General features: G+C 43.2%; 10 protein-coding genes. 5 read left to right on the top strand and 5 right to left on the bottom strand.

Annotated features, from left to right (window positions below; translation table 11 throughout):
* The first annotated feature begins 58 nt into the window (after positions 1 to 58).
* The gene (locus AB4167_RS02025; RefSeq protein ID WP_017072469.1) at positions 59 to 1,096 is read left to right on the top strand and encodes a polysaccharide lyase family 7 protein; all 1,038 of its coding nucleotides are present in this window, start codon (positions 59 to 61) and stop codon (positions 1,094 to 1,096) included.
* A 241-nt stretch (positions 1,097 to 1,337) separates the two neighbouring features.
* Here the strand turns inward: AB4167_RS02025 and AB4167_RS02030 are convergent, their stop codons facing one another.
* The 3 genes from AB4167_RS02030 to AB4167_RS02040 all read right to left on the bottom strand — a co-directional run bounded on the left by AB4167_RS02030 (position 1,338) and on the right by AB4167_RS02040 (position 4,527).
* The gene (locus tag AB4167_RS02030; RefSeq protein ID WP_080582237.1) at positions 1,338 to 2,705 is read right to left on the bottom strand and encodes an MATE family efflux transporter; all 1,368 of its coding nucleotides are present in this window, start codon (positions 2,703 to 2,705) and stop codon (positions 1,338 to 1,340) included.
* 148 nt (positions 2,706 to 2,853) lie between these two features.
* Positions 2,854 to 3,576 (bottom strand): FadR/GntR family transcriptional regulator, encoded by a 723-nt coding sequence (locus tag AB4167_RS02035; protein ID WP_017061468.1) that lies wholly within the window; start codon positions 3,574 to 3,576, stop codon positions 2,854 to 2,856.
* A gap of 174 nt (positions 3,577 to 3,750) precedes the next feature.
* Positions 3,751 to 4,527: an SDR family NAD(P)-dependent oxidoreductase gene (locus AB4167_RS02040; RefSeq protein WP_372136050.1), complete on the bottom strand. Its 777-nt coding sequence runs from the start codon at positions 4,525 to 4,527 to the stop codon at positions 3,751 to 3,753.
* A gap of 342 nt (positions 4,528 to 4,869) precedes the next feature.
* Here AB4167_RS02040 and AB4167_RS02045 point away from each other — a divergent pair, with 342 nt between their 5' ends.
* The 3 genes from AB4167_RS02045 (at position 4,870) to AB4167_RS02055 (ending at position 8,444) form a co-directional block, all read left to right on the top strand.
* A complete protein-coding gene (locus tag AB4167_RS02045) occupies positions 4,870 to 5,589 on the top strand; it encodes a FadR/GntR family transcriptional regulator (RefSeq protein WP_010438385.1) in 720 nt (239 codons plus the stop codon).
* Between the two features lie 276 nt (positions 5,590 to 5,865).
* Positions 5,866 to 7,728, top strand: a complete 1,863-nt coding sequence (locus AB4167_RS02050; RefSeq protein WP_372098158.1) for a DUF294 nucleotidyltransferase-like domain-containing protein — start codon at positions 5,866 to 5,868, stop codon at positions 7,726 to 7,728.
* On the top strand, positions 7,728 to 8,444 hold the full coding sequence (locus tag AB4167_RS02055) for a 3'-5' exonuclease (RefSeq protein ID WP_086969655.1): 717 nt from the start codon (positions 7,728 to 7,730) through the stop codon (positions 8,442 to 8,444). The genes AB4167_RS02050 and AB4167_RS02055 overlap by 1 nt, the downstream gene beginning before the upstream one ends.
* 134 nt (positions 8,445 to 8,578) lie before the next feature.
* Here the strand turns inward: AB4167_RS02055 and AB4167_RS02060 are convergent, their stop codons facing one another.
* A complete protein-coding gene (locus AB4167_RS02060) occupies positions 8,579 to 9,328 on the bottom strand; it encodes an oligogalacturonate-specific porin KdgM family protein (RefSeq protein ID WP_017069963.1) in 750 nt (249 codons plus the stop codon).
* Positions 9,329 to 10,370: 1,042 nt separating this feature from the next.
* The gene (locus tag AB4167_RS02065; RefSeq protein WP_017061462.1) at positions 10,371 to 10,982 is read right to left on the bottom strand and encodes a toxin-antitoxin system YwqK family antitoxin; all 612 of its coding nucleotides are present in this window, start codon (positions 10,980 to 10,982) and stop codon (positions 10,371 to 10,373) included.
* 509 nt (positions 10,983 to 11,491) lie between these two features.
* Here AB4167_RS02065 and AB4167_RS02070 point away from each other — a divergent pair.
* Complete coding sequence (locus AB4167_RS02070) at positions 11,492 to 13,264, top strand: sodium:solute symporter family transporter (protein ID WP_017067389.1); 1,773 nt, start codon at positions 11,492 to 11,494, stop codon at positions 13,262 to 13,264.
* Positions 13,265 to 13,339: the final 75 nt, after the last annotated feature.

The following is a 13,339-nucleotide window of genomic DNA, read 5'->3' on the forward strand; positions in this document are numbered from 1 at the left end:
AAAAGTGGTTTCTGTACTGAGTGTGTACTCGGTATCTGTTAACAATAAAGGATGAGTCATGTTTAAGAAAAACATATTAGCAGTGGCGCTATTAGCGACTGTACCAATGGTTACTTTCGCAAATAACGGTGTTTCTTACCCCGTACCTGCCGATAAATTCGATATGCACAATTGGAAAATAACTATACCTTCAGATATCAATGAAGATGGACGTGTTGACGAAATCGAAGGGGTGGCAATGATGAGCTACTCACACAGCGATTTCTTCCACCTTGATAAAGACGGTAATCTCGTCTTTGAAGTACAAAACCAAGCTATTACCACGAAGAACTCGAAAAACGCACGCTCTGAGTTACGCCAGATGCCACGCGGTGCTGATTTCTCAATCGATACGGCGGACAAAGGAAACCAATGGGCATTGTCTAGCCATCCATCAGCAAGCGAGTACAGTGCCGTTGGCGGCACGCTAGAAGCGACCCTAAAAGTGAATCACGTAGCGATTAACGCTAAGTACCCAGAAAAGTACCCAGCTCACTCGGTGGTTGTTGGTCAGATTCACGCTAAAAAACATAATGAGTTAATCAAAGCTGGAACTGGTTACGGGCATGGTAATGAACCACTAAAGATCTTCTATAAGAAGTTTCCTGGCCAAGAAATGGGTTCAGTATTTTGGAACTATGAGCGTAACCTAGAGAAAAAAGATCCTAACCGTGCCGATATAGCTTACCCTGTTTGGGGTAACACGTGGGAAAACCCAGCGGAACCGGGTGAAGCAGGCATTGCTCTTGGTGAAGAGTTTAGCTACAAAGTGGAAGTGAAAGGCACCATGATGTACCTAACGTTTGAAACCGAGCGTCACGATACCGTTAAGTATGAAATCGACCTGAGTAAGGGCATCGATGAACTTGACTCACCAACGGGCTATGCTGAAGATGATTTTTACTACAAAGCGGGCGCATACGGCCAATGTAGCGTGAGCGATTCTCACCCTGTATGGGGACCTGGTTGTGGCGGTACTGGCGATTTCGCTATCGATAAAAAGAATGGCGATTACAACAGTGTGACTTTCTCAGCGCTTAAGTTGAACGGTAAATAGCACATAGCATAACCAATAGGCTAGCTAGACGCAGTCCTTAAGGAATATTTTCGAAGACCACTTAACCGAATGTTGAGTGGTCTTTTTGTTTTCTATGAGATTTAAGATGAGCCGGGTATCAGCGAGAGTACAATGAAGCTTACCAATGAACGGTACAGCTGAAACAATACAACCTTGTCAAAAGACAAGGTTGTATTCAGAACGCGTGGGAAGATTTTAGGACGGCAACTCGATACGGAGTTTAGTCATACATCAACTCTTTAGCTTTGTCGGCATCAAACTCTTTAAGAGACTTTCGAGCCAAATGACGGAATGGGAAAGCTTTAACGACTTCTTCGAATGGTTGGATAGCGAAAGCCCAAAAGATAGAACCGTCTAATCCAAAGATGATCAATGCACACAATGGAATTGAAATTACCCATTGACCAGTAAAGTTGATTTTGAAGACTGCGGTCGTTTTTCCTAGTGCTCTTAGTACATTCCCATGAACCGTGTTGTAGCCACGGACAATCGGCAAGAAGATGTAGAGTGGGGCGATAACGGCCAATGCTTGATAGGTAGACTCATCCAAGTTCGGGTAAATGTCACCAATGACCAGACTTAATCCTGCGAACAAGATTGCACACACAAAAGAAATGACGACCGCAATATCAATACTGGTATCGACGTTTTTGACTAGGTCATCCATCTTTTTAGAGCCAATCGCTTGGCTGATAGTAATTGCGGAAGAGTGAGCCCAAGCGGTAATAAATTGAGAGACAGCCCTGATCCAAGGCATCACCAAAGTAATCGCTACGTAAGCGTTGATGTTAAGTTGCGAATACAACAATTGATATATCGTTGCGCCAATCAAAAGCATGGTCACGTTCGCTGCTACAGGGAATATTTCGATAAAGTGACGGCGAACGTTGGTAAAGAATTCAGAGCGCTGAGCGTCTAATTTGAGTGAAATCGCTGAGCTTAAATGCACGCACAAAACCAAATACAGCAAGCGGATCGTTATTGCAATAATGCTGCCTAATGCAGCGCCTTGTACTCCAATCCCTTCAAAATTAGAAAAACCATGAATCAGCACATATGAGAGTACAGCATTGATAGGCAGTTCAATTAAGTAACCTTTGAATGGGACTTTAGTTCTGCCTAGCGCATTAAATAAAGCAATGATCACCTGCGTTAACGCGGTAAAAATAACGATGTATTTCGAGATGTCTAGATAGCGGCTGATTTCTAAGTGAAGGGAAGCGTCATCTGTTAAAGCTTGAATCAAGGGTTGTTCGAAAAAAGTAAGTAGAAGCCAAAATAGTGTTGCTACGCCAAGGTTGATAAATAACCCTGCCCAAAATGCTTTAGATAATGATGCGGCGATGCCAGAGCCCACTGCGCGGCTTAATACTAACTGAGTACCGTTTGCCAGCGCCATTTGAATTCCCAGTACAAAGGCAACGATAGTCGTCGCAATCCCCATTGCAGCTAAAGGGATTTCACCAAGAGGAGAGACAAGCAGTGTGTCGATCATCAACATCGACTGCATCAAGATACCGTTTAAGGCGAGGGGCCAGGCGAGAGAGAAATTTTTCCTTACGTACGATTGTGAAGACACAAACAACACCTTATGTGTATAACCGTAAGCTTTCTCTGAGGTGGCGGAGTAGAGCGTTTAAAGAAGAAAACACTACGGTAGTTGATGGTTAAAAAATGGGTGCTAAAACAAGACTGACTTGTGTCTTTGAAAAACAAGTCAGTTTGGTTAATCTCGGTTATGCGATGGCTAATTCAACCCTAGAGAGCTTTTGGTTCTCATCGTCTAGCAGGACTTGAGAAGCAATTCGAGCTTGCTTGGTATCGCCAGACATTATTGCGTCGTAAATCGCTTTGTGTTCTTCTAAACAGAAGCGACCGCCTTCAGCGGAGTGGTCGATAAACTGCTTGAAGATAGTCGACAGAATGTTCGCGAATGGAATGTAAAATTGATTACCTGTCGATAAGAAAATCGTTTGGTGAAACAGGTGATCGTTGGTCGTCCACTCTTCATAATCGAAGCTATTTGCTGCGATGGTCATTTTCTGGAAAAGAATCGAAAGCTCTTTGCGTTGCTCTACAGTTGCATTGGTTGCAGCGAGCGCACACGCTTCCGGGTCAATCGCTTTTCTTAAGCCTAAAAATTGAGACAAGAAGGGTTTAGTATCTTCTAAATCTTGGATCCAGTACAGCAATTGCGGGTCCAAGAAGTGCCACTGTGTTCTCGGTTTGATACGAGTGCCCACTTTTGGCTTCGACTCGATTAAACCTTTTGCCGAAAGTAGCTTAGTTGATTCTCGAAGGGCAGTTCTGCTCACTCCAAAGATTTCGCACAGCTCCATTTCGCTGGGTAACTTTTGATTTTCTTCTAACTCGCCTGACAAGATCTTGCGAGCAATTTGTCTCGCCACTTGAACATGAATTCGGCGGCTTGAATCTTCCACCAATGTAAATATTGACATTTAAACCACCTGAAATTGAAACTTTGAAAACACTAAAAGCCAGACGAATCTGGTGTTTAGTGTCAGTGTATACGTCGAATTTAGTGTGAGGTTTTCCCTCATCTACTCTGGTCTGTTGACCTTATATAGTGTGGCGAACTTAAATCGCTGAGTGAGCTTATATAAACCAGCTAACTAAGGCGTTATTTGTCCGCCATTAACATCTAGGATTTGACCTGTGATGTAACCGCTGCAAGCGTGCGATGCAAAGAAAGCAAATGAAGGAGCAACTTCATCAATATTGCCAAAGCGTCCCATTGGAATGTTGTTAGCAATGGTCGCTTTCAAATCGTCGCTCTTGCCATCGTGAAATGCGGTGTCGATAGTGCCCGGTGAAACAATGTTGAAACGGATATTGTCTTGCGCGAACTCTTTCACCCAATTGCGGTGAATGTCGTGTAACCAAGCCTTAGACGCGGCATAGATGCCTGCACCAACACCACCGCCTTCGCGAGCGGCAATCGAACCCGTGCTAATCACACAAGATGTTTGCCCGGACTCAGCAGCAGAGGCGCGTAAGTGCGGGATAGAGAACTTGGTTGTCATCAGCGCAGAGCGAACATTAAGGTTCATTACGCGCTCATAAAACTCATCATCGATATTTTCTAGATTGGCGCGACCACCAAGGCCACCGGCGTTGTTAATCAACACGTCCATGCCACCAAAATGATCAGTGAACTCTTTGACTAACCTTTCGCACTCTAATGTGTCCATTAGGTTTGCAGGAAAAAAGGCAACATCGCCACCCAGTGCGGTAAGTTCAGATAGAACGTCATCAACTTTTGGGCTAGAAGCACGACTATTAATACCAACTTTTGCACCATACTTTGCGAAAATACGTGCTGTAGCTAAGCCCATACCTGCAGTAGAGCCAGTAATTAGAATGCGTTTGCCTTTTAAATCGTTAAACATCACAGTCGCCTATATTGTAGATTATTCGCGTTAATAAATCATACAATAACACTTGCGGTATTCAAGGATAGTCATCTCAAAACTGATCATCAACGACATAAATAGTGAGAGTAAGAGTCGTTTTGTGAGTTTGCGCATACAAAAAACGGTGTAAATAAGAACCATTTGTATGAATAAATGTTTTTAATTAGTTTGATGAACTAAATACTTATAATATTCATAAAATCTTCGCTAGCCTATATCATTCGTGACCTCACGTTATTCTTATACTTAGTTGGTGCAGATATAAATCAGTGCTATAGTCCGGGTTAAATAATACATATCTAATAAGTAAGTAGACACATGGCTGGCTCTTTCAATTCTATTTCAGGCTCTAAGCGAAGCCTTCATGTGCAAGTTGCACGTGAAATCGCTCGTGGTATTTTGTCGGGCAATTTGCCTCAAGGTTCTATTATCCCTGGTGAAATGGCTCTGTGTGAGCAATTTGGAATTAGTAGGACTGCATTAAGAGAAGCGGTTAAGCTTCTTACTTCAAAAGGCCTACTAGAATCTCGACCAAAGATCGGTACTCGCGTTGTTGACCGTGCGTTCTGGAACTTTTTAGACCCGCAATTGATCGAATGGATGGATGGTTTGGCAGATACAGACCAATTCTGTCATCAGTTTTTGGGCTTACGTCGCGCGATTGAACCAGAAGCATGTGCATTGGCTGCTCAGTTCGCGAGCGCTGAACAACGCATTGAACTGTCGGGCATTTTCCAACAGATGGTAGAAATATCAGGTGCTGAAGAGTTTAACCAAGACAGTTGGCTAGATATTGATATGAAATTCCATAGCCTCATCTTCAATGCAACAGGTAATGACTTTTACCTTCCATTTGGCAATATCTTAACGACAATGTTTGTTAACTTTATTTCTCATTCTTCAGAAGAGGGAAGTACGTGTATTAATGAACACCGTCAAATTTATGAAGCAATCATGGCGGGTAACAGTGATAAAGCACGCCAAGCTTCTGCAAGTCATCTATTAGATACTAACCACAGATTGCCAGTAGCAAGCTAGCTTAGTGTTTTGGGTGAGGTTTCAACTCTAAGGTCTTAGCCGTTTCTATCGAACGTTGCTCTGGATACCTAGTGGAGTCAACCTAAAATTGCTGTTACTACAGACAGTTATCTATTGAAAGCACGTTTAATACGTGCTTTTTTTACATCCAAAATTGATGAAAACTTGACCGATGTCCAATATTTAGTCTTATGTGCGTTGTTTTGCTAAAACCGCTAGTAACCAGCATTGTTAGTTATATAATAATACTAATCAAATTAATGCGAGTGTGATTATATGCCTCAGTCTCTATTGCCAAATATTCTTCAGTTCATCGGTCAGATAGACCCTTTCGATAAAATCCCTAAAGAAGCGCTTCGTGACCTCGCTTTTAATGTTCAGATTACCTATCTAGCCAAAGGGGATGTCGTCGATCTATGCGAGTCAGGAAAAGAAAAGTCGCTCTATATCATTCGAACAGGATCTATGGAGCAAAGAAAATCGGACGGTGTGCTTCGTGCCCGTCTAGGCAGTGAAGATTTGTTTGGCTTTACGTTCTTAGATTCTGAAGTCAACGACGAAAAAGGCTATAGAGCTGTCGCAATCGAAAACACCTTACTTTATGTGATTCCACACTCGGCACTTCAAACGCTTTTCAAAGCCTTTCCAAGTTGCGCAGAACACTTTGCTTCACAGGCGCAGGTTCGCTTGAAGTCGGCACTGGATGTGGTCTGGTCGAATAAAGAGAAAGGCCTGTTCATTCGTAAAGTTGAGGAAGTGGCAAGCGGGCAGGTGGCAATTGTTAAGTCTGAGCAAACCATCCAGTCGGTTGCGGTTGAAATGCTTCATCAACGCTCACCGTGTGCCGTGATCTATGAAGGTGAAACCATTGTTGGTTTGATCACCGACCGAGACATGACTAAGCGAGTGATTGCCCACGGCGTGAGTACTGATAGCCTGATCTCAGAGGTAATGACGCACTCTCCACTTACTGTAAAACCGGATGATCTGGTGCTGCATGCGGCCTCTATCATGATGCAATTTAATATCCGTAACTTGCCCGTTGTGAAAGAGAATAAGGTCGTTGGTCTTCTTACTACGTCTCATTTGGTTCAAAACCACCGTGTTCAAGCGATATTCTTGATCGAGAAAATCAAATACGCGGGCAGCGTGAAAACCATGTCTTCGTTCACCTCAGAGCGACAAGCTATTTTTGAAGCGCTGGTGGAAGGTAAAGTGGCGCCTGAAACCGTCGGCAAGGTAATGACCATGATTATGGACGCCTACACCCGTCGATTGATTCAAATAGCGATTGATAAGTTAGGCCCACCACCGTGTGATTTCTCTTGGATCGTAGCCGGATCGCACGCACGTAATGAAGTGCACATGTTGTCGGACCAAGACAGCGCGATTGTTCTTGCTGACGATGCAACCGACAGTGACCGTATTTACTTCAAACACTTAGCGATGATGGTGACCAACGGCTTAGCAAGCTGTCACTACCCATTATGTCCAGGTAATTTCATGGCTGCGACGCCAAAATGGTGTCAGCCACTCAGTGTATGGAAGCACTACTACAAGAAGTGGGTGGCTAACCCAGAGTACGAACGCTTGCTTAATATCAGTGTGTTCCTAGAAATTCGTACTATCTACGGCAACAGTGAGTTCGAAGGTATTCTGCGCGATGAGCTGCATAGCAATATTCGCGGTAACCGTGAGTTTTTAAGCACGCTAGTGAAAGACGCGGTCAATACCAACCCGCCACTTGGCATCTTCAATAGCTTAGTGCTAGAGAAGTCAGGTGAGAATAAGAAAACGCTGAACGTGAAGAAGTACGCGATCAACTTGATTATCGACTTAGCGCGTATTTATGGCCTTGCTGTGGAGTGCGACTTGTCGGCGACTGACGAACGTTTCGCTGCTGCTAATGAAAAAGGCATGCTGAGCGACGATGCATTCAAGAACATTCTGGGTGCTTACCAGTTCATTCTCTCTTTCCGTTTTGGCCATCAACTTGAAGCGCTGAAGAACGGGGATGTGCCTGACAACAACATCAACCCAGATAGCTTTGGTAGCTTTGAGCGTAAACATTTGAAAGATGCCTTTAGGATCATTGCTGACCTTCAAGAAGCGGCGAAAATTCGTTTCGGAGCACGTTAATGAAAGCCTTGTTAAACTATTTTCACCCGCTTGAGCGAATTAAACGTAAACGTAAGCAATATTTGGGAACGGTTAAGTTGCCAGAGGCGTTACATGATCTCGTAGAGCAGCCTTGTCCTGAAATGACGGACTTGGCCAAAGACAGCGAATACATCATTTTAGATCTCGAAACCACGGGCTTAGACAGCGAGCAAGACCTTATCTTATCTATGGGGTGGGTCGATGTGGTTAAAGGGAGAATCGATTTAGCGTCAGCCAAGCATATTTATCTGAATAACGATTCGCAGATCAACGCTGAAACCGCTGTTATCAACCATATTACGCCGCAAATGTTAGAAGAGGGCGCCTCTATTCATGATGCGATGCTGACGTTTTTCGAAGCAGCAAAAGGCAAGATCATTGTCGCACACGCTTGTGTGGTCGAAGAGAAGTTCATTAGCCAATACCTTCTTCGCTGCTACGGTTTAAGAGCGATTCCTCTGCTTTGGCTTGATACCTTGTGTATTGAGAAAAGCATGGAGAAAGCGATCAGCAATCATGAAGAAGTCGATTTAACCTTGGCAGGGACTCGCGAAAGGTACGGGCTTCCTGAGTACAACAGCCACAATGCATTAGCCGATGCCGTTTCGACAGCGGAATTGTTTTTGGCTCAGCAGAAGCGAGTTGTGCCTAACGATAATGTGACCGTTGCCTTTCTCTATCGGATTAGTCACTAGGAAAAAGAGCTGCAAGTGCGCGGCTCTTATTTTACTGATTTTAAAGGAAAAAAAGCCAGCGATTAAGCTGGCTTTTGTTTAGGTCTTAGAAAATTAGGACAGTAATTATCTTAGATTATTCATGTAGCTATCGATTAGAAGCTGTAAGTTAGACCAACACGGCTACGCAGTTCACGAGTCGCTTTAGTTGATGAAGTGCTCACATCACCAAACTCTACATATGGTGCCCATTGACCCATAATATGGCGAATGCTTGCGTTCAACTCGTAGTTGGTATCGTCGTTGTCGTAGATGTCATAGCCATCCGCTTTGTAGTAGTTACCTTCTAGACCAAAGCGCCAGTTTTCCATTGAGTAGTTAACGTTTGCCGTTAGACGGTGACGACGTTGATTAGAAACGTTTTTATCAACCGTGATTGGAACACCGTCACTATCAACAATAACATCACCATTGTCATCGAATTGATACTCTGAGCTGCTAGTGTTCTGTCTCATATCGTAACGGTAACGAGCACTTAGGCTTAGGCCATCAACGCTATCCACTTTGTATGTTGCACGAACTTGAGGCTTGTATGTAACGCCAGATTCACGAGCTTCAATTGGCATACCGTAAGTCATTGTCCAGTTATCGTTTAGTACATGACGGTAGTTTAGACCAAGCTCCCAACCATTGTTCTTCAAATCTTCCATGAATTTACCGTCTTCTCCCTTGAATTTCGCTTCGATATCTACAAGGAAGTTGCCAATGCTATCGCCAAGTTTTACACGAGTAGCGTGTTGATCTGTATGACTCTTGTATTCGTGTCTCATATCGAAAGACGCAGCAGATACAGAGCCAGCAGCGAGTACAGATGCCACAGCAATCACGATTTTAGTTTTATTCATGGTATTAATTCCATATTTATATGGTTGAGTATTGGCCATAATTACAAGCCAAATAGAGTAGTTCTTGTCTTAAATGCATTTTGTTTTTGAAATTATTTCTTGGTTATTTCAAATTTGTTTTGCATTTAAATAATACAAATATGGTAGCGATCCGAGGCGTGATGATCTGTGAACTTGATCGTGTTGTTAGGACAAAACCACTATTTACAAAGGGTTACAAAATCGAGTTGTTTCGTTAAGTTGATGTTTTTTAGTGATTTGTTTGGCTGTTGATCATGGTTTTGAAGAGTTTTGTTCATCAATAAATGTGCGCTACAGCAAAAAATTGAACCTTTAGATACCATTTTTATTTGTAATACATTATTATTTACTAACTTTCTTTAGCAACACATAACTTTGCTGTGTTGATTGCATGAACAGACGGTGTGAAGCCGAATAAGTAAGAGTGGTCTTGAAGCTAAATGGATTAAATCCACCGCTTTAAGAACATGAGACATTTACTTGAGGTGATTTAAAGCTCAATCAGAGAAGGTTTGAAATGTAGTAGGCAAGGTAGTGACATAGCCTGCTATATAAGTATGAACTTGATAGGAATGAACTGGGTTCGAATCGTTACCCGTTGTTCTCATCAGCGACAAAGAAGAAATCGTTGAAGTGCTTGCGAAAGCATTTTGATTATTGCTCCCAACTATTCTAATTATAACTTCTGCTTTCATCTAGAAAGGTAGGAGATGGTAGTCGAAGATCTACCCTTGCGCTCATGTTGATACAGGCAACATGAGCGTTTTTTTATTTGAAATTTGAGTAGAGAGTCGTGTGCGGCTCAATAAGCGTGTAAACCGCGGCTTAAGAATAGGCTTTTAGGTTGATGACAACACGCTCAAGTGAGTCTGTTACAGCATCAAAGCCACGAACATTCACGCTTAATCACATGAATGTTCGTTTCTCTTCTCTTGTCTCTTAGTTGCAGACGTGTAGCTGCAAACTTTAACAGCAGGCGTTTAGTTATATCAAAGAGCTCCGTGAGAGCTGTTCTTGAGGCTTAGCTTTCTGTAGGCATCCACACCTGTTTAGAGGTGACTTTGTGATCTTTAAAGGTCAGTTCTTCAACTTTGTCACCGTTAGTATTCCAGCGAGTAAGTTTTCCGTTCGCGACTTCACCTTCATCAAACTTCGCTTGGCTGGCCTTATTTCCGTTCGGGTAGTAGTCCGTTACCAATCCATCTTTTTGTCCGTCGCTGTATTCAGCTGTCAAGCTTTGTTCCCCATTGGGATACCAGCGAGAGGCGGTGCCTGATAGTTCATTGTCTTTATAATTGAGTTCTGCTTTTTTCTGTCCGTTTGGATACCAGGTTTCAGCTTTGCCTTGCAGTTCACCTTTTACGTAATTCACTTTAGAAGCGACTTGGCCATTCGGATACCAGTTAGTTTCTAGCCCAAGTTCTAAGCCATCGGCAAACTGAGCTTGGGTCGCGACTTGGCCGTTATCGAACTTCTCTTCAAATTGACCAGTGAAAGGTTTTGAATGGTTTACTTGGTAAGCCACGCCTTTACGCATCTGTAAGTAGTCAACAGCATCTTCACGCGGTGTTGCTGCATAGCTCATAGAAGATACCGTACTAAGAGCAATTAAGATTGGAACGTATTTCTTCATAATGACACCTTTTTATTGGACGGGGAAAGTGTAACGGGTGTGTTAAAAGCATTTCACTTCCGTGTATCCCTGTCAGTATCTAATAGTGGTTTTCAAGTTTTCATTATTGGCTGCCTAATATAGGGAACTTTTAAAAGCAAATTATCGATCTTATTTGTACTACAAATGCATTGGTTTAATTCATTTTTATAAATTATATCTAACGATATTTTTGCTGCTCTTCTTTAAGCTTTGATCGTCAAGAATAATAGTTTTTAACGATGAATCTTCGATTTTTAGAGACTTTGTTCATGTTTTTCGGGGTTTTGGTCGAAATTTAGTGCGGATAACTGCACTGACTTGAGGAATTGCGCTCCTAGGTGGTGCAACTTTGAACTCGATCACTTGTATGATTAATTGAGTGTCAGACTGTAAGATCATTGTCACGCATTTGGATTATTGTAGTACAAATATGCTTGCCATTTATTTATAGTGACCTCAACAAAAAAACATAAATAAAAGGTCTAACGATGGAACTCAATACCCTGATAGTTGGCATCTACTTCCTATTCTTAATTGCGATAGGGTGGATGTTTCGAACGTTTACAAGTACGACAAGTGATTACTTCCGTGGGGGAGGTAATATGCTGTGGTGGATGGTAGGTGCAACCGCATTTATGACCCAGTTCAGTGCTTGGACATTTACTGGTGCAGCAGGTAAAGCCTTTACCGATGGCTTTGCCGTAGCGATTATCTTCATCGCGAACGCATTCGGTTACCTAATGAACTACCTTTACTTCGCTCCGAAGTTCCGTCAACTGCGTGTTGTGACGGTAATTGAAGCGATTCGTATGCGTTTTGGTAAGGTGAATGAGCAAGTATTTACTTGGTCTGGTATGCCAAACAGCGTTATCTCTGCAGGTATTTGGTTGAATGGTCTAGCAATCATCGCATCGGGTATCTTCGGCTTTGATATGACAACGACGATTGTCCTAACGGGTCTGGTTGTACTGGTGATGTCAGTGACGGGCGGCTCTTGGGCGGTAATCGCATCTGACTTTATGCAGATGGTTATCATCATGGCAGTAACGGTGACATGTGCAGTCGTTGCTATTTACCACGGTGGCGGTGTTACGCAGATCATTAGCGACTTCCCAACGGATTCGTTCATCACGGGTGACAACCTTAATTACATGAGCATCTTCAGCATCTGGGCTGTGTTCATCTTCTTAAAGCAGTTCAGCATTACCAACAACATGCTTAACTCTTACCGTTACCTTGCTGCAAAAGATTCAAACAACGCACGTAAAGCAGCACTGCTTGCTTGTGTACTAATGACGCTTGGTCCAATCATCTGGTTCATGCCTTCTTGGTTCATGGCTGGTCAAGGTGTTGATTTAGCAGCTGCTTACCCAGAAGCTGGCAGCAAAGCCGCTGACTTCGCTTACCTTTACTTCGTTCAAGAATACATGCCTGCAGGTATGGTTGGCCTTCTGATTGCCGCTATGTTCGCAGCAACAATGTCTTCAATGGACTCAGGTCTAAACCGTAACTCAGGTATCTTCGTTAAGAACTTCTACGAGCCGATTCTTCGTCCTAAAGCGACAGAGAAAGAGCTAATGGTTGTTTCTAAACTAACGTCTACCTTCTTCGGTATCGCGATCATCTTGGTTGCTCTGTTCATCAACTCTCTTAAAGGTCTGAGCCTTTTCGACACCATGATGTACGTGGGCGCATTGATCGGCTTCCCAATGACAATTCCAGCATTCTGTGGCTTCTTCATCCGTAAAACACCGGATTGGGCAGGTTGGGGCACGCTAGTTGTAGGTGGTGTGGTTTCTTACTTCGTTGGTTTCGTTATCACTGCGGACATGATTCAAAACTGGTTCGGTCTAAATGAACTAACTGGCCGTGAGTGGGCTGACCTGAAAGTGGCTATCGGCCTTATCGGTCACATCATATTTACTGCTGGCTTCTTTGTTCTTTCAACACTGTTCTACAAGCCTCTTGCTGAGCACCGTGAGAAAGACGTAGACAAGTTCTTCAACAACCTAGCGACGCCACTAGTTGCTGAAAGTAATGAACAGAAGAAACTGGATAACAAGCAACGTCGTATGTTGGGTTCACTTATCGCGGTAGCGGGTGTGGGCGTAATGACTATGTTCGTACTGCCAAACCCAATGTGGGGACGCATGGTATTCGTTCTGTGTGGCTTGATTGTGTTCTCTGTTGGTCTGTTACTTGTTAAAGCAGTCGATGACAAAGTCGAGCAACAAGACGAAGTGACTCCAGCCGAAGGCTAATTTAATACGCATCCTAAATAACATCACGGCCACCTGAACGGGTGGTCGTCATTTTTATAATCCAAACTTTAATGT

Source organism: Vibrio sp. 10N.286.49.E11 (assembly GCF_041469505.1).
GTDB lineage: Bacteria > Pseudomonadota > Gammaproteobacteria > Enterobacterales > Vibrionaceae > Vibrio > Vibrio crassostreae_C.